The organism is Alteromonas sp. 1_MG-2023 (genome assembly GCF_030547075.1).
GTDB lineage: Bacteria > Pseudomonadota > Gammaproteobacteria > Enterobacterales > Alteromonadaceae > Alteromonas.
This window is the reverse complement of sequence record NZ_JAUOQH010000010.1, coordinates 143,008-161,029: the sequence shown is the minus strand read 5'-3', so window position 1 is coordinate 161,029 and position 18,022 is coordinate 143,008. Positions and strand designations below refer to the sequence as shown.

At 44.3% G+C, this 18,022-nt stretch carries 16 protein-coding genes; 9 read left to right on the top strand and 7 right to left on the bottom strand.

The features are described 5' to 3' along the window. Nucleotides 1–6: 6 nt before the first annotated feature. The 4 genes from trmL to Q4561_RS12395 all read right to left on the bottom strand — a co-directional run bounded on the left by trmL (nt 7) and on the right by Q4561_RS12395 (nt 3,726). Nucleotides 7–471 (bottom strand): tRNA (uridine(34)/cytosine(34)/5-carboxymethylaminomethyluridine(34)-2'-O)-methyltransferase TrmL, encoded by a 465-nt coding sequence (trmL, locus tag Q4561_RS12410; protein ID WP_303460837.1) that lies wholly within the window; start codon nt 469–471, stop codon nt 7–9. Between the two features lie 109 nt (nt 472–580). After that, entirely contained in the window at nt 581–1,546 is a 966-nt protein-coding gene (locus tag Q4561_RS12405) for an alpha/beta fold hydrolase (protein ID WP_303460835.1), read from the bottom strand. 72 nt (nt 1,547–1,618) lie between these two features. Then, nucleotides 1,619–2,989, bottom strand: a complete 1,371-nt coding sequence (locus tag Q4561_RS12400; protein ID WP_303460832.1) for an ATP-binding protein — start codon at nt 2,987–2,989, stop codon at nt 1,619–1,621. Further along, complete coding sequence (locus tag Q4561_RS12395) at nt 2,986–3,726, bottom strand: response regulator transcription factor (RefSeq protein WP_303460830.1); 741 nt, start codon at nt 3,724–3,726, stop codon at nt 2,986–2,988. The genes Q4561_RS12400 and Q4561_RS12395 overlap by 4 nt, the downstream gene beginning before the upstream one ends. 260 nt (nt 3,727–3,986) lie before the next feature. Between Q4561_RS12395 and Q4561_RS12390 the strand changes: the two genes are divergently transcribed. Beyond that, a complete protein-coding gene (locus Q4561_RS12390) occupies nt 3,987–4,814 on the top strand; it encodes a Spy/CpxP family protein refolding chaperone (protein WP_303460829.1) in 828 nt (275 codons plus the stop codon). A 71-nt stretch (nt 4,815–4,885) separates the two neighbouring features. Here the strand turns inward: Q4561_RS12390 and Q4561_RS12385 are convergent, their stop codons facing one another. Then, complete coding sequence (locus Q4561_RS12385; RefSeq protein WP_303460827.1) at nt 4,886–6,076, bottom strand: flagella assembly protein FlgT middle domain-containing protein; 1,191 nt, start codon at nt 6,074–6,076, stop codon at nt 4,886–4,888. A gap of 12 nt (nt 6,077–6,088) precedes the next feature. Beyond that, entirely contained in the window at nt 6,089–6,838 is a 750-nt protein-coding gene (locus Q4561_RS12380) for a flagellar basal body L-ring protein FlgH (protein ID WP_303460826.1), read from the bottom strand. 159 nt (nt 6,839–6,997) lie between these two features. Here Q4561_RS12380 and Q4561_RS12375 point away from each other — a divergent pair, with 159 nt between their 5' ends. Then, nucleotides 6,998–7,846, top strand: a complete 849-nt coding sequence (locus tag Q4561_RS12375) for a hypothetical protein (RefSeq protein WP_303460824.1) — start codon at nt 6,998–7,000, stop codon at nt 7,844–7,846. Nucleotides 7,847–7,927: 81 nt separating this feature from the next. Here Q4561_RS12375 and Q4561_RS12370 read toward each other — a convergent pair whose 3' ends face one another. Further along, entirely contained in the window at nt 7,928–8,338 is a 411-nt protein-coding gene (locus Q4561_RS12370; protein WP_303460822.1) for a methylglyoxal synthase, read from the bottom strand. 526 nt (nt 8,339–8,864) lie between these two features. Here Q4561_RS12370 and argC point away from each other — a divergent pair. From argC to Q4561_RS12335, 7 genes are all read left to right on the top strand, one after another. Next, nucleotides 8,865–9,878, top strand: coding sequence for an N-acetyl-gamma-glutamyl-phosphate reductase (gene argC, locus Q4561_RS12365; RefSeq protein WP_303460820.1), 1,014 nt, complete (start codon nt 8,865–8,867; stop codon nt 9,876–9,878). Continuing rightward, a complete protein-coding gene (gene argB, locus Q4561_RS12360) occupies nt 9,878–10,681 on the top strand; it encodes an acetylglutamate kinase (protein WP_303460818.1) in 804 nt (267 codons plus the stop codon). The genes argC and argB overlap by 1 nt, the downstream gene beginning before the upstream one ends. Continuing rightward, nucleotides 10,678–11,589, top strand: coding sequence for an ornithine carbamoyltransferase (locus Q4561_RS12355; RefSeq protein ID WP_303460815.1), 912 nt, complete (start codon nt 10,678–10,680; stop codon nt 11,587–11,589). The genes argB and Q4561_RS12355 overlap by 4 nt, the downstream gene beginning before the upstream one ends. Nucleotides 11,590–11,603: 14 nt before the next feature. Then, nucleotides 11,604–12,809 (top strand): argininosuccinate synthase, encoded by a 1,206-nt coding sequence (locus Q4561_RS12350; RefSeq protein WP_061093569.1) that lies wholly within the window; start codon nt 11,604–11,606, stop codon nt 12,807–12,809. A gap of 10 nt (nt 12,810–12,819) precedes the next feature. Further along, nucleotides 12,820–14,202 carry an argininosuccinate lyase gene (argH, locus tag Q4561_RS12345; protein ID WP_061996926.1) on the top strand — a complete coding sequence of 461 codons (1,383 nt, stop codon included), beginning with the start codon at nt 12,820–12,822 and terminating at the stop codon, nt 14,200–14,202. 5 nt (nt 14,203–14,207) lie between these two features. Then, entirely contained in the window at nt 14,208–15,518 is a 1,311-nt protein-coding gene (argA, locus tag Q4561_RS12340) for an amino-acid N-acetyltransferase (protein WP_303460810.1), read from the top strand. A 230-nt stretch (nt 15,519–15,748) separates the two neighbouring features. After that, nucleotides 15,749–18,007 (top strand): EAL domain-containing protein, encoded by a 2,259-nt coding sequence (locus Q4561_RS12335; RefSeq protein WP_303460807.1) that lies wholly within the window; start codon nt 15,749–15,751, stop codon nt 18,005–18,007. The last annotated feature ends 15 nt before the right edge of the window (nt 18,008–18,022 follow it).

Here is an 18,022-nt window from a genome sequence, read left to right as displayed (position 1 = left end):
TTATGTTTAGCGTGCGCCGTCGTAACCTAACTGGCGCCAGCTTTCATACACAAATACCGATACCGCATTCGATAAATTCATGCTTCTGCTATCTGGCAGCATAGGGATACGTACCCGTTGTTCCGGTGGCAACGCATTAATCACATCGTCGGGTAAGCCTCTGGTTTCTGGCCCAAACAATAAGGCATCGCCTTTCTTATATTCTGCATCGCTGTGAAATGCTTTGCCTTTGGTAGTACAAGCAAAGATTCGGCTCGGTTTTTCACTTTCAATATAAGCATCTAGCGAAGCATGGCGCTTAACATGGGCAAACTCGTGATAGTCCAACCCTGCCCTACGTACACGCTTATCATCCCACTCAAACCCTAATGGCTCAATCAAATGCAGCATGAAGCCGCTATTGGCGCATAGGCGAATAATGTTGCCGGTATTGGGCGGAATTTCTGGCTGGTAAAGTACGATGTCTAACATGCTGGCTCACTGTCGAAATGCTAAATTGCCACAAACGCTGTCTGGCGATATGACGAATAGGCAGTTATAGCCTATTCGCTGTCATTAATGTGTTGTTATGCGCGCTATTTTACTCGCTTAGAAAATCAAATACAGTAGTAAGTGCAGCATCACGAATATCGTCCGATTCTGTGAGTACTTCGTGAAACGCTTCAGGAATAATTTCTACTTGAGCGTTAGGAAAGTGTGCTGCCACTCGACGCTGGCGTTTATTCTCAATAATGCTATCTCCATCGGCGCTTAAAACTAACGAGGGTGTTGTAATAGAGGCAGCATTAGCTTCAATCGTATTCATGGCAATTTGAGCGGCTAACAGCCATTCTGTGGTCACCCCGCCCAGTTGAATTTGGCGCTCTTCATCATATAGCTGACGAAATAAGCTGTAGCGGTTTTTACTATGCGTAAGCTTATTCAGAGCATAAGGAAAAGCGATATAGGGCGTTTGGCCAAAGAAGTAACCGGACTCTCGTTTCTTCCATTTATTGATACTCAGTCCTACCCTAATAAGGCTATTGGCTAACCAGTTGGGCAGCGCAGGCTTAACCCCAAACATAGGTGAAGCAAGTACGGCTTTGTCGAATAAATTAGGGTTTCTTAGCAGGGTTAATGCGCCTATGGCACCACCCATGGAATGGCAAAGCAACTGTAACTTACCTTTTTGCCGCGGTATAACGATGTCGTTTACAAAAGTGATTAAGTCATCGACGTAATCAGTAAAGTCTGCCACGTAACCGTGTTGAGGGTCGTGGGTCATACGCCCAGATAAACCTTGGCCGCGATGATCAAGTATAAAAACCGCAAAGCCATTTTGGTATAAATCGAAAATGAGCTCTTTGTATTTTAAGTACGACTCAATACGACCTGAACTTATTACCACAGTAGAGCGGGAATTTTCTGGTACGCACCAGGCGTAACGAACATCGATGTTATCTTTGCCTACAAACTCGCCTAGGTTAACGTGAGTTTGCCAAAAGGGGTTTATAGTAGTGGCAAATGTTGCGGCTAAGTCTTGCTCTGACGTAAACGTCCAGCTCATAGAAATACATCCTAATAGAATAATGAGGCAGTGATGACTTGAACGCGACAGGACAATGCGAAGCTATGCGCGTTAAGTGTCTTCTAACTTACGAGGGAAGGAAAGTGTGACGCTTAGGCCACCTTCTTCTCTTGTCACTGCTTTTATTGCGCCATGATGCAATTCTACGGCAGCTTTTGCAATGGATAAGCCTAATCCAACACCGCCAGATGCCCTTTCACGTGCCAAAGTCGCGCGATAAAAAGGGGCAAATACCCGTTCGCACTCTTCGCTAGATAAACCTTCACCATCATCGCAAATTGTAATGGCCCACTGAGTTTGCGTTACCTCAAACTCAACCGTCACTAAATGCGCGCTGTGGCGGATGGCATTACGTAGAACATTCTCTACCGCACGGCAAAGTAAAACATGATCGACCGCTACGGTTAGCTTGGGTATTTCGTCAATATCTAGCGCTTTGTTGCTGTTGGCGGCTTCAAACTGTCCATCGGTAAAAATATCGCGAAATAGCAGTGATAATGAATAAGACGAAAAAGTGGTTACCCCATTTTCAGCGCGACTCAGTTCAAGCAATTGGCTAACTAAAGCTTCCATTCGCTCTGCTTCTCGTTCAATTCGCGCCAGCGATGCGGGGTCTACATTTTGCTGGTGTGCTAGTCCCAGCGCCATCTGTAATCTCGCGAGTGGAGAACGAAGTTCGTGAGATATATCAGCGAGTAAGCGTTTTTGACCGCTCCACATTTTTTCTAGTTGGTTAGCCATAGAGTTGAAATCTCTTCCCAACTGACCTAACTCATCTTGGCGTTTGTCCGTGTTATCAATACGCGTTTCCCAATTACCATTTGATAATAAACGGGCTGACTTTTGAATTCGCAAAATTGGGCGGGTAAGAGATTTCGCAAATAGCCATGACAACAAGAACGTGGTCACCATTGCGATACAAAGAAAGAGGAGAAAGGGAGGAGCATTTTCTCCTAGAGGCTCTAATTTTGCAGAAAACAAAGCAAAACGTTTACCGTCACGTTCAAATAACATGGGGCCCGTTATCTTTAGGGCGCCCCGATTTAGTGTAATAGGAACTTTCTGGTCGATTATTCGCTGTATATCGCGCTTATCATCCTCACGTAAAGGCGGCCCACCTGCGGCAATTATTCGACCTGAGTCAACATCAACGGCAATTGCCCTACCTCGTCCGGGCCGGCCATTTCTATCTAGAGCAGCCCGAAGAGGGACTTGTTTTGCGCGATCATTAGTAATACCTTTGAGCACTCGCTCTAGTTGTTGAATTTCTTGTGGAGATGCTGTTTTTACCTGAAGTTCTTCAAAGAAAAACCGACTTCCCCATACCGCAAGTACAGCGGTAACAATAAAGGTGGCCCAAAACCATAAAAACAAGCGCCCCATAATGGCGCGGGCAGGGTTTAATTTGCGTATAAACGTCATTGACCGGATAGCAACATATAGCCCACACCGCGGATGGTTTTAATCTTTTCGATATTACTAATAGCAGCTATTTTCTTACGTAAGTTACTTACGTGCATATCGATACTTCTATCAAACGCTTGAAGTGACTTTCCTAACACCTTCAAACTAATTTCTTCTTTGGTTACTCGGCTACCTGTGTTTAGCATAAGTAGTCGTAAAATTGAAAATTCTGTACTGGTGAGCGTCATTTCAACTTCACCCACTTTCGCTACCTGACTGCTGGTGCTTAAGAATAGCTCATTCACAACCAAGTCTTGTTCAATGGTACCGCCGCTGTTGGTCAGCGCTAACCTGCGGAATATGGCTTTAATACGTGCCACTAGCTCTCTATGATTAAACGGTTTAGGTAGGTAATCATCAGCCCCTAGTTCTAACCCAAGAATGCGGTCGTAGTCGTCGCCTCTAGCCGTTAACATAAGTACAGGCGTTGCATGACTGACTCTTAATTTTTTAAGTACATCAAAGCCGTCCATTTTAGGCATCATGACATCTAGCAGGATAAGATCGTAATGACCACCGGATGTCGCTTCCGCTAAACCCGCTTGTCCATCATTGCTGACGTGAATCTGATACCCCATACTCGACAGATAAGTGGCTAGCATGTCAGTTAGTTCATTATCATCATCGATAATAAGAATTGACTGTAAATGAAACTCTGAACTCATGTTTTTGAAACCTACGACGGCTTGATTCATCTTTCTGATACCCAAGTATAATGCATTGAAGGACAAGTACAGTTAAATACTACACACTGTTTTTTTAACAACGGTAGCGGTATGACTCACTATATGACCCGCTACCTAGCTATTCCCACATGCATACGATAGAAATAATAAACTTTCCGACCAATAGAATCTGCTTTCGGTTCAGCCTTTACACAAGCTTTACAGTGGTTTGACTAATTTTACATCTAGAAATAGTAAGCTTCTTTTGTGCGAATACAACGGAGACGCCCATGAGAACAATAATTATTGCTGGGTTATTAGCAACCACATTTACCCTTACTCACACTGTAAATGCGGCCCCACAAGGCCCTAGAATGCCTAGCCATCCTCCTGGGATGGAAATGGTTAAAACCTTAGGCCGATTATCGCTAACTTCAGAACAAAAAGAAGAAGTTAAAGCACTGATCGCCGCGTTTAAAGAAAATAAAACGCCTCCAGAAATGCCTGGAGGAAGGCCATCAAAAAGGCCTGAAATTGATAGTTTAAACGACACTGATATTCGCGCCCTTGTTGAAGCAAAAGTGTTGACGCAACAAGCGCATCATTTTGCCATTGCCCAACTTCGTAGTGAGATTTACAACCTCCTTTCAGAATCGCAACGCATCGTGCTAATCGAGCTTGAAGCCGAACAAAACACCATGCTCGACAACAAACGTATGCGCGACGACAAACGTTTTAGCACCAGCGGTGGCAAACCTATGCGCCCTATGCCGCTTAGAGGCCCTCGCCTGCCGTTTGAAGATCTTCAACTGTCAGACGAGCAATTAGCAACACTTGAATCCTTAAACGAGACTTACCGTGAAACCCGTTTTCAGCATAAATCCACTATGGATGCGTTTAAAAACGCGGAGCAAGCGCTCGTGCGAAGTGGAAATTTCTCTGAATCTGCATGGGATGCCCTTTACGCCGAATATAAAGAAGACATCATTAACGCTGGTACAAAAGAGATTCGCCATATGCAAGCCGTGTTTGACGTACTTACCGACGCGCAACAAGCCGAGTTGGAACAAAGGCGAGAAGAAGATGACGAGCTTCGCCGGTTATTTACAGATAGCTAAAGCTTACAGATAGCTAAAGCGAATGGCTAAAAACAGATAACAACATGGAACGTAAGCAAAGACGCAAACTTTTAGTTTGCGTCTTTTTTTTGTACCGGAGAAACTATGTCGTATAAGTGCACCGCCGATTCTGCGCCCTCAGCTTTCAACACACTCACCTCATCGCCTAAGTGTGAAATATCGAAAAGACCGTCTTCCACCGGAAGCATTACGCTTTTAGTGGGAGACAACAATACAGGTAACGACTGCTGCTTATACAACTGAAAACTGTCGCCTTCGCGAATACCTTGAGCAAGACCTAAATCGACGATTAACTGCTGATTACTGGTGTTGACCACACGGGCAAAGGTTGGCTCACAGGTTATGGCAGCCGAGATATCGGTTACCGCTGCATTCACCGTATTCAGCACCATGCGCCCGTATTCACTGCGCCAAAACAAGCTGTTGTTAGTATCCACTTGGTAGCTATTTTCAAACGCCCAATCAGCTTCGCTGTGATAACTATCGTTATAGATAATACGTTGTCTGAAGGTGTCTAACACAAATACTTGAAGGGTGAAGTTTCGTCTAACTGCTACTTCATCACTATCAAAAAATGACTCACTTTGCTCTACTTGCTCGAACAGGCTCACATCTTTGATGTAGCCAAACAAGGCGAATTGCTGCCCATAGGTGTCACGCAAGTAAGTGGATTTTTGCTGTAATTCTAATCCTGAGAGTGCATCGGCTGACCACATATCTGCGCTGGTCATGGCTTGTGCTATTTGCATAACATTAGGCGTATCTGCGGTGTTCTTTAGCTGCTGTGAAAATCGCTGCGTGATGTGTTTGCCAATATTATAAATTCCCCCCGTTGCGGCTTGTCTTGAATCGAGTAATGCAAAGTGCGTTACCAACAAGCGCTTTTGAAAACGGTTGGGTTCACAATCGAACAATGGGGTTAAATTTACATTTACCACAACGGATAAAACGTTATCTTGTACGTTTTCACTGATGATTTCGACCCGCTGTATACGGCCAGCAGTTCGAAGTTCGGCTTTACTGCTAAGTATTAGCCCATTGATAAGAACATCTTCTGCCGCAATAACACTTCCGCTTTTATAAGACGCATCAGCAATTGCATTTTTAATCACCGTAGGGCGTACCGAGTCTAAATCTGCTCCGGTAAAGTTGAGACTCGCCTCCCCTTGTACCCATATAGCAAAGGCCGAACCATGCCATACAGAAAATATCGCTACACCAAGACGCAGATAGCCTTTCATTACATTTACCTTTTAATCAAATATCGCGAACAGTTTGTCAATTACAGAGCGCTCTTGGTTCTCTTGTAAATCACCAGTACCGCTGTATTCAATAAGCGCATTCCCGACCTTAGAAGACGCAACAGTGTTGCTTTCATCCACATCTTGTTTGCGCACTTCACCCGAAAAACGAATGTACTCTTTACCTTTGTTCATGGTTATCCATTTCTCTCCTGTTACTAGGAGATTTCCAGCCGGGGTAATAGCGGTAACGTAAACCGTAATGCTACCTTGCAATGAATTTGACTGGCTTGATTGGGCTGAACTTGTAAATTCGCTGTCCTGTTCGTGGTCTAGTTCTAAATCATCCCCTTCAATTTGAATTCCCCCAACCCGCAAGGTCAGTGGCTCTATATCAAAGGTGCTGTTTTTGTCTTGATTGTAATCCAATGACTTTTCAGACTGAGTAGTTTCATCCAGTTTGATCAATATCATATCGCCCACTTTGTACGTGCTATGGCGTTGATACAATCCCATGGCAAGCTCTGGATTAAACAAAGATCCGCTAGGTATGCGCACTTGTTCAACAGGATATGCCCGTGGTGGAGAATAATTCGGATCGCCAGGTGATGGCTCATCAGATACCGGCGTTACTGCACGTTGCTCTACCTTAGGATTAGTTGGGCTGCTTGCCACCACTTCTTCTTCTTGTGAAACCGTTTGAGCGCAACCGGTCATTGTAAAGATTAAGGCAAGAAATACTTTCTGGCATCGATTTTTCATAGTGTGCTCTGAAGGAAATAAAAAATAATACTAATTGAGTGCCATCCATGACCCGAACAGGAGCAAGTTTAAACGAATAATTTCCATACGAAATACGTTCTTTAGTAACTTTGCAAAACCTTTACAAAACAATGATATGCCTGCGGGTATGGGGGAGTTATGGCCATTGAAACCACTACACAAAGCACGCTAAATTCGTTGCTTTCATCAACACCGTTTAGCGGGGAAACTTCCACCACAAATACGGCAGAAGAAGCGGCAACGAGTAGCCAGTCTTTGCCGTCTTTGTTTGCCGCTTTGTTATCAAATGAAGAAGCTAGTAACGATGAAACGGCGGAAGTCTCGGAATCAAGTACAACCACTGACAGTGATAGCAGTATTAGCTCAAGCGTGCTTGATACCAGTTTGCTGTCTAACCTTGTTACCGATGACGCCATCAGCCTAATGCAGAACCAATTACTTGGTGCCCTGCAAAACAACGTATTTGCTGCACTGACAGCAGCAGCGACCGGTTCATCAACCGATACTGCGACAGATACGGCTAGTAGTGATACCACATCGTCTACCGTAGACGTCGAAAGTAGTGCAACAGATACTGCCACAAGCTCCTTATTCGGTGGCATGATGACATCTGCATTCGGGGAAGACGGATTAGGCTTACAAGATGGTTTTGACACCTTAAATATTGTAAATCACTTACCTATTATTTCTGATATTTATGAAGCAACAACATCTAGTCATATTGCAGCAGCATCAAGTATGGCGGGTAGCTTCTTATATGGTGGCATGGGCGGTTTACTTTATAACGCCGTCGACCTTACTGTTGAAGGACTCACCGGAAAAAGCATTTCAAATAATTTGTGGGATGTAGGCAAGCAGATAATTAATGGCAATACCACTGCCGACGCAAATGAAGAAACAGCGTCGACGGATGAAACCTCTGAAGATATTTCAACAAATGCCGCAGGTGACGTATATGAGTTTGTTCGCCGAAGCGTGGGGGACTAATGGTTGCTCGCAATAAGTGTGTAACAGATACTGCGTTGAAATCTGCGGTGGGAGAAGAAGCGGCGGTTACCGCCGCTGCACTTAAAAGTTAGGCTTAACCGGCTTATAGTCCGGCGATAAGAATAGTGGTGATGTAACTACTAGGTCGGCCGTGGCTGGCGTGCACGCTACAGGCACGTTCCATACTGAGCATAACCGCAATAAAGCGCGAACATCAGGGTCGTGTGGTGCTGCATTTAATGGATCCCAAAAGAAGAACAACGCATCAAGCCTGTTTTCAGCGATTAACGCGCCAATTTGCTGATCGCCGCCTAACGGACCACTTTTATAGCGTCTGACTTCCAGTCCTGTTTCATCACTGATCAATCCACCCGTAGTGCCAGTCGCCACTAGGTCACACTGCTTCATAATTTCAATGTGATTTTGTACCCATGCCAGTAATTCAGACTTTTTATGGTCGTGGGCCACCAGCGCAATGGTTAGTTTACTCATACTTAGAAATTCCAACTGTCTTATTATTTAACCAGGTTAATCGGTATCATCGCCGATTTATGCGGTAATTAGTATAAATATTCAGTTTTTAGTCACAATTGTCAACTTTATGTCATATCTCAGTGATTACTATAGTGCAAAAGCTTATCGCGGTATTAATTGAAAGTGCATAAACTCAAAAAAACTTAAAATATTTATACATTTTTATTGCATAAATATTCCATATAAGTAAACTAGGCCACGGTTAAGGCGTCTACCCCAATTTAGGGTTGAAACAGACACAGGAAGCACTGATGACACAACCAACTCTCGTTCGTGGTAGCAATACTGGGAACGTCAATGAGTTAACCTCTCCCCTGGATAGCTGCACATTGCATTGCTTGCGACGACGAATGTCTGCGAATATGCTTTTTCGGTAGCACACTTTTTACCTTTGTAATGTGGTAGCGGTTAGGCAATGAATTTCGCCAAATCAGTTTATAAAGGTAAAAAGTGATTTTTTTCTCCATTTATTGAATTTCTCATTATGTATAACGTATCGATTATTGGTGCCAGTGGTTACACCGGGGCACAGCTAGTTCAATTAGTTCATCAACATCCTGCTTTATCGCTTGAAGGTACTTTCGTATCTGAAAACAGTGCGGATGCAGGTAAAAACATTTCAGCGCTGCATGGCAACCTAGCCCACCTGAACTATTCTCTGACCCCTATTAGTAATGACATACTAGTCGAGCTCGCAACGGAGATGGATTTTGTGTTGTTGGCTACGCCTCATGAAGCCAGTCATGATTGGATGGAAACCTTGTCTGCGGGCAAAGCGAAAATTTTAGATTTATCTGGTGCGTTTAGAATTAAAAACACCGAAGTTTTCGAACAGTTTTATGGTTTCCCGCACACTGCAGAAGATAGCTTAAAAAATGCGGTATACGGGTTAGCGGAATGGTACGAAGAAGCTATTGCACAAGCGGATATTATTGCCGTACCAGGCTGTTACCCTACGGCCAGCTTATCTGCATTGAAACCATTGGCTGCTAATGATTTATTAGATGAAGCCGTTCGCCCTGTGATCAATGCTGTTTCAGGCGTATCGGGAGCGGGTAGAAAAGCCAGCCTAACGTCCAGTTTCTATGAAGTAAGCTTGCAAGCTTATGGCGTACTTGGCCATCGTCATACACCAGAAATTGAAGCCTATTTAGATACACCGGTCATTTTCACTCCTCATTTAGGTAACTTTAAGCGGGGCATACTTGCTACGGTTACCGTTAAAGTGAAAGCAGGTACTACCAGTGCTGCGCTAGACAACGCCTTTCATAACGCTTATAACAATGCGCCTTTAGTAAGATTACGCTCAAGTTTCCCCAAAATTGACGATGTGGCGCACACGCCATTTGTTGATTTACATTGGAAGCTTGATGAAATGTCTGGGTATGCAGTGATTACTGCTGCTATCGACAACGTGATGAAAGGTGCTGCGTCGCAAGCTATTCAATGTGTAAACATAATAACTGCGCAGCCCGTTGAAACAGGACTCGTGCAATAATGAACAGTTCACCGGTTGTAATTAAAGTAGGCGGCGCGTTACTTGATGACGCTGCCGCAATGCAAAAACTCTTTGTTAGCATTAAGCAAGTCAGCGAAAACCGCCCCGTTGCTGTAGTTCATGGCGGTGGCCCTTTGGTTGAAACCTTAATGGCAAGTTTAGGCCTGGCGAGTACAAAAATTGATGGCTTACGGGTAACGCCTGACGAGCATATGCCGTATATCTGCGGTGCATTAGCGGGCGCAGCAAACAAACAATTATGTGCTGCGGCGATTGCCTCAGGATTAACGCCAGTCGGTCTTTCTTTACTTGATGGCAATATGGTAGTGTGCCAACCGATGGCTGAAAAATATGGTGCTGTGGGCATTCCTAGCACTTCCGATGCCGCGTTTCTTAAAAGTGCATTAGCGCAAGCTACATTACCAATTATAAGCTCTATAGGCAGTAGCCCCGAAGGCCGTTTGTTGAATATAAACGCAGACCAAGCCGCTACTGTTGTTGCCGAACTGCTCGATGCTGAGCTCTTATTGCTATCTAACGTCGATGGCGTATTAGATGCCGATAAGCAGCTAATTGATGAACTTACACAAGACACGATTGCCGAATATGCGCAAGCAGGTGTTATTACCGATGGTATGAAAGTTAAAGTAGATGCTGCATTACAGTCTGCAAACACCCTCGGTCACCCTGTTTACATCGCTAGCTGGACGGCTGATATTACTGACATTTTAAATAAAAAAACGGGCACGCGAGTTCTACCTACTTCGCAAGTACCTGATGGCGTACTAGGAGACGCATTATGAAACAAGATCTACTGACTTTTTCCAATTGGACACCGGACGCAATGCACAAGTTGTTGGATTTGGCTGTTGAAATTAAACAATCACCTTCAAGCTACAGCAATGTATTGGCCGGAAAATCGGTAGTTGCCTTGTTTGAAAAGCCGTCTTTGCGTACCCGTGTAAGCTTCGATATTGGTATTAACCGTTTAGGCGGCCACATGGTGTATTTAGATAGTCAAAGTGGCAAGCTAGCGGGCCGTGAAGATGCCGTGGATATGGCTGCAAACTTGGCGTGTTGGGCTGACGCTATTGTGGCACGTGTTTTTTCTCACAACACCTTAGAGCAGTTTTCTGCTGCGTCTAAAGTGCCTGTCGTTAACGCATTGTGCGATAAATATCACCCATGCCAGGCATTAGCCGATTACCTTACCGTATTTGAACGCTTTGGTAAGACCCAAGGTATTACCATGGCGTACATTGGTGATGGCAATAACGTTACTCACTCGCTATTAATAGCGGGCGCGTTATTAGGCTGTAACCAAGTGGTAGTTACCCCTGAAGGTCACGAATGTGATGCCGAGATTGTTGCGCATGCTAAAAAGCTTGCCGAGCAAACCGGCGCGACTATTGTTGAAAGCCATAACGTTGACGCTGCAAATGGCGCAGATGTCATCTACGCTGATACCTGGTTATCTATGGGTGACGATACGCCACTAGAAGAAATCAAAGCGAAGTTCATGCCATATCAGGTAAATGAAGCGCTTATGGACGCAACTGGAGCTAGCTTTGTTATGCATTGCCAACCTGCTCACCGCGACCTAGAAATTACCGGTTCATTGATTGATAGCGATAAATCGTTGTTAATGCAGCAAGCCGAAAATAGAATGCATGGCCAAAACGCCATTCTCACTCAATTATTAAGTGCCTAAGAGGACTCTTTTAGATGCAAAACGTTAAGAAAATCGTACTCGCCTATTCAGGCGGCCTTGACACTTCAGCCATCATTCCATGGCTTAAAGAAAACTACGACTGTGAAGTTGTTGCCTTTGCGGCCGATGTTGGCCAAGGTGACGAAGAGCTTGAAGGCTTACACGAGAAAGCTATTGCTTCTGGTGCTAGCGAATGTCACATCGTTGACTTGAAAGAAGAGTTCGTACGCGAATACATCTACCCTACCATTAAAACCGGTGCGGTTTATGAAGGTGAATACCTACTTGGTACGTCGATGGCCCGCCCTGTTATTGCCAAAGCACAGGTAGAGATTGCCCTTAAAGTAGGTGCAGATGCACTTTGTCACGGTTGTACCGGTAAAGGTAACGACCAAGTACGTTTTGAAAGTACTTTTGCGGCCCTTGCACCACAGCTTACGGTTATTGCGCCATGGCGTGAGTGGGACATGGTATCTCGTGAAGACCTATTAGCTTACTTGGCTGAACGTAATATCGAAACCACTGCTTCTGCTACTAAAATTTACAGCCGCGATGCAAACGCATGGCATATTTCTCACGAAGGTGGGGAATTAGAAGATCCATGGCAAGAGCCTACTAAGCAAATCTGGACTATGACGGTTGACCCAGAAGATGCACCTGATGCACCAGAGCGCGTGACGCTTTCATTTAACGAAGGTGAACTTACTCACGTTGACGGTGAAGCATTATCGCCTTACCAAGCATTAGTTAAGTTAAACACCGTTGCTGCTGCACATGGTGTTGGCCGTATCGATATTGTTGAAAACCGTTTGGTTGGCATGAAGTCTCGTGGTTGTTATGAAACACCAGGAGGCACGGTAATGCTTAAAGCTTACAAAGCCCTTGAAACGATGGTGCTTGATAAAGCTGCGCTTAAATACCGCGAGCAAATTGGCCTTGAGTTCTCGCACGTAATGTACGACGGCCGTTGGTTCACAGCCTTAAACGATGCCTTGCTAGCGGGCGCTGAATCTTTCGCTAAGAAAGTGACTGGCGACATCGTAGTGAAGCTTTATAAAGGTCAGGCGACCGTTACTCAACGTCGTTCACCGAACAGCCTTTACTCTGAAGATTTTGCTACCTTTGGTGCAGATGATGTTTACGACCAAAAACACGCTGAAGGCTTTATTCGCCTGTTCAGTCTTTCAAGTCGTATTTCTGCATTGAAAAACCAAGGTTAAGGGGTAACACATGGCATTGTGGGGTGGTCGATTCGAATCAGGCGCTAGTAGCATGTTCAAGCAGGTTAACGATTCGTTGCCGTTTGACCAAGTGATGGCAAGCCAAGATATTCAAGGCTCTATTAGCTGGTCTCGTGCACTGCAAAAAGCAGGCGTGCTGACCACAGACGAACAAGCACAACTTGAAGGTGCACTTAGCGACTTAAAAGCGAAAGCTGACGCAGGTGAGCTAGACTTTAACGCGTCTAGCGAAGAAGACATTCATAGTTTTGTTGAGTCTGCACTTATTGAACAGCTTGGTGATATTGGCCGTAAATTACATACGGGCCGTAGCCGTAACGATCAGGTAGCTACAGATTTTAGATTGTGGGTACGTGAGCATATAGCTTCACTTCGTAGTGATGTTGTTGCCGTTATTCGCTCACTCCTTAATGCCGCAAGTCGTCACCAGGAAGCGATTATTCCTGGTTACACCCACTTGCAACGTGCTCAGCCTATTCACTTTGCACACTGGTGCTTAGCGTATGTTGAAATGTTTAAGCGCGACTTAAGCCGCTTAGATGACTTAAAAGTACGCATGAACCAGTGCCCTCTTGGCTCTGGCGCATTAGCGGGTACAACCTACCCTGTTGACCGCCACGCTATTGCTGAAGAGTTAGGCTTCGACTCTCCGTGCTTAAACAGCCTTGATGCGGTTTCAGACAGAGACTTCGTATTAGAGCTTTTGTTTGTTGCCAGCACCAGCATGATGCATTTGTCTCGCGTCGCTGAAGACATGATTTTTTATAACTCGGGTGAAGCAGGCTTCTTGCAGCTTGGCGATAGCGTAACCTCTGGTTCGTCGCTAATGCCGCAAAAGAAAAACCCCGATGCATTAGAACTTATGCGTGGTAAATGTGGCCGTGTATTCGGTTCACTTCAAGCCTTGCTTGTGACAATGAAGGGCCTTCCTCTTGCGTACAATAAAGATATGCAAGAAGACAAAGAAGGCGCTATCGACACGGTAAACCAATGGCACATTTGCTTGTGTATTGCTACCGAAGTACTTGATTCATTGCAACTAAATGAAGACCGTTGCCGCGAAGCTGCCACACAAGGCTTTGCCAATGCCACTGAACTTGCCGACTACTTAGTAGGTAAAGGTATTCCGTTTAGAACAGGTCATGATATTGCCGGTAAAGTGGTACTAGAAGCCATTGAAGCAGGTTGCGCGATTGAAGACTTGCCTTTGGCAAGCCTACAAGCGGTATGCGATAAAATTGAAGACGATGTTTATACCGTATTGCAATTAGAGTACGGCGTGAACCAACGCAACATATTAGGTGGCACTAGCAAAGAAACAGTGACTAAAGCACTGTATCAAGAGCTAGAAAACCTAGATAAGCAAGGGTAATAAACATGGTGCTTGCACATCATGACGGCGTTAAGCTTTTTAGAAGCTCATTGCCGTATATTAATGCCCATCAGGGAAAAACCTTTGTGTTGATGTTCGGTGGCGAAGCCATTGAACATCCTAACCTTCCCAATATCATTCATGATATTGCCCTACTGAACACCCTAGGTGTTCGAGTAGTGGTGGTGCATGGTGCACGCCCGCAAATCGATCAGCGTGTTGCCCTTCGGAATATTGAAGGTCGCTTTGAAAACGGCGTGCGTATTACCGATAAGCAAACTCTTGAATGCGTTAAAGACGCGGCAGGCTCTGTACGTGCCCAAGTTGAAGCTTTGCTTACCATGGGGTTACCTAACTCACCTATGCACGGCGCTCAAATTCGTGTGTGCTCGGGTAACTTAGTTGTTGCTAAACCTATGGGTGTTAGAAACGGTATTGATTATGAGAATACCGGTATGGTTCGTCGTATCGACACGGTTGGTATTAACGATCATTTAAATGATGGCTCAATCGTGCTGCTTTCCCCTATGGGATATTCCGCAACGGGTGAGGTATTTAATCTTTCTCATGAAGATGTAGCTACCCAAGCTGCCATTGCCCTTAAAGCCGATAAGCTTATTGTATTTTCTAACTATGACGGTATCTATAATAGCGAAGATAAGTTACTTCGCACCATAGAACGCCCTCAGTTAGAACAGCTTATTTTAAGTGGCAATATTACTACCGAAGATACCGTATTAAAGGCGTTAACCACCAGCGTAGCTGCCGGTGTGCCTCGAGCGCACTGTATAAGCTACGAAAAAGACGGTGCGTTGCTGCAAGAGCTATTCACACGTGATGGTACTGGCTCGCTAGTAATGGAGCATCATTATGAACAGCTTCGTGCAGCAACAATCGACGATGTAGGTGGTATTTTAAAACTAATTAAGCCCTTAGAAGAAAGCGGTGTATTGGTAAAACGCTCTCGTGAACGCTTAGAAAGTGAAATTAATCAGTTTATTGTGATTGTTCGCGACGGCATGATTATCGCTTGTGCTGCACTTTACCTTTACCCAGAAGATGGCTGCGCTGAATTAGCTTGTGTGGCTACACATCCAGATTATCGCGGTAAAAATCGTGGTGAGCGTATTTTGGATGAAGTAAAAATACGTGCTCGCGAAGCTGATATTAATCGTGTATTTGTACTTACCACAGTCACTGCGCATTGGTTCTTAGAGCAAGGCTTCGAGCATGCTGATATTAGTGCTCTGCCAGAAGTGAAAAAAGAGCTTTATAATTTCCAGCGCAACTCAAAAGTGTTTACGCTCAATATTTAGCTTCGATATTCAGTCTCGATATTGGGCCTCGATATTCAACCTTAGTGTTTAGTCTCATTATCTAGCTTCCACATCTAATCGGTATTCAGCGCGTTATAACTTTATAACGCGCCGCTTGTTAATAACATGAATAACTTGTTAATAAGTATAGACATTTCATCATATTCCACTCGACAAACCATCACGGCTGATATAACGTTGTCGGCAGAATAATTACTCGGTTATATGTTTTGTTTAATCGTTGCAGTACTTTACTCAAACGTTACCTGCTTCTTGATGCTGACAATGTCCGCGCGCCAGACGCCGACATATGGAAGCTTAGTGTGCTGCGGATTGTTCTTCTTATCGGTGTTACCTTAACATCTGCTATCGTGCTTCACTCTTCATACGCGGCCTATCAACAAGGCATGTATTATGTCTTATATCTCACCATCGGTTTTTCCGCATTGCTTTACGTTACATTGGGTTTACGCAAAGGCCAGATCAAGCTGGCATCAGCGAGCCTCACCCTGACCATAGTGATGGCGGGGCTATGTATACTTTTCTTCACCATTGATATTGCGTCTGCCCGCTATGGATTATTATTTTTCTTTACCCTGCCCATTTTTTTACGACTGTTTTATGGGAACAAGGCAGCCATTATTGGCATGTTCTTAAACCTTATTCCATTTGCGTTATTAATAAGAAATCAGCCAATAGCGCCGCTTTTTGGTATCGACATTACCTTACCTGAAACCCATACCTACCTAAGCTCACTAATTTTTATGTTTTTCAATTTTTGCCTTCCCATGGCCGTTATTCGAGTTATGACATCATTGGAAAGTCAGTCATCGTTAAATTTAAAACAAACGAAAAAAATGGAAAAGTTAGTAAGTCGGTATCAAGAGATATTTAATAATGGTGGCACACCGTCACTGTTCTGCGACCAGCAAGGCAAAATATTACAAGCCAATAAAAGTGCGCGAAAGCTCATTAACCAATTACCCGCACCATGTAATTATATTGAGCAGTTATTTGAATTGCATGAACCGCTTAGTGCAGGCCAACGCCATAAAACGCATTTGACCGGTAACCCTCACGCAACCTTCGAGCTGCAATCAGCGAGCCTTCAGCACCATAAAAAGCAGTTAATCCATTGTTTTGATGTATCTGAAATTACAGAGAATGGCCGCAAGTTCGACGCATTTAAGCGCCAACATTTCGAAAAGCACTATTATGACGAACTAACCGGTCTACGGAATCATCATTATTGGAATAGCAGTGTTAACCAACCGATTTCCGCCAATACCCATACCGTAATGCTTAAGCTTGCAAATTTGCGTGACATCAATTTGCAGTACGGCTACTCACAGGGAGATAAAGCATTAGCACAATGTGCGATGCAAATACAAAATGCGCTCCCCTCTTCCACACTCATGTACCGTTTACCTGGCGCTAAATTTCTAGTTTCATGCCAGCTAGAGCAAGAGAAATCGACAGATTTCAATGTGTGGCTTAAAGACAAACTGCCTAGCACTATTCAAATTAAAGACAATTCAGAGCTCCTAACACAACCGCTAATTTGGGTTGGCGGGTTTGTTTACGTGAGTAAAGCACAATCACCCAGTAGCGTTGCTGAGTCTTGTGCGATAGCCTTGAGCCAAGCGAGTAGCAACAGTAATTTCAGTCAGTTTGATTGTAATGTGGTAAAGCTAATTCGAAAAGATACCCAGCACAGAGACAAAGTGAAGCGCTTACTCGACAATCGCTGTTTGGCGCTGTGGCTACAACCCCAGGTTTCAATTAACAATACAATTGTTGGGTTTGAAGCACTTGCACGGCTTAAAGACGATGAAGATGGCAAAATACTTCAGCCTTACCAATTTCTTCCGGTTATCGAAAAAAACAATTGGCATATCCTCTTCACACAGAAGATTCTTGATAACACCATTGAGTTGATAGAAAACTGGCCAAGCGATATACCACCGGTACCTGTTGCCATAAATTTATCAGGCCCTGAATTACTCAGCGATTTGTTTTATGAGAAATTGCTTCGCCGCTATTCTGAAAGCCAATTTCTACGAGAACGGCTGAAGCTTGAGTTAACGGAAACATCGGTATTGGCCAGCCACCAAGAAACGAAACGCAGGCTAACTTCATTAGCCAATGTTGGCGCTACTATTATTATAGATGACTTCGGTACTGGCCACGCGTCACTCTCTCAACTTATTGATATGTCTGCATCAGTATTGAAAGTAGATAGAGAGTTTATCGACCGTATAGATAGCTCAGAGCGCCATCGAAAGATTGTTCAGATGACCCTAGAATTAGCAAAAAGCCTTGATATGCAAACTATTGCAGAGGGTGTAGAAACCCAAGCACAACTTAACCTGCTTATAGATATGGGGTTCACTCTTTTCCAAGGGTACTTGTATGGTAAACCCGCCCCAATTGAAGCTTGGCAAGGCATGAGCAAAGCGATTACCGTTGGAAAATCTGCGATTCAATAATCGCTCGAGCATGTT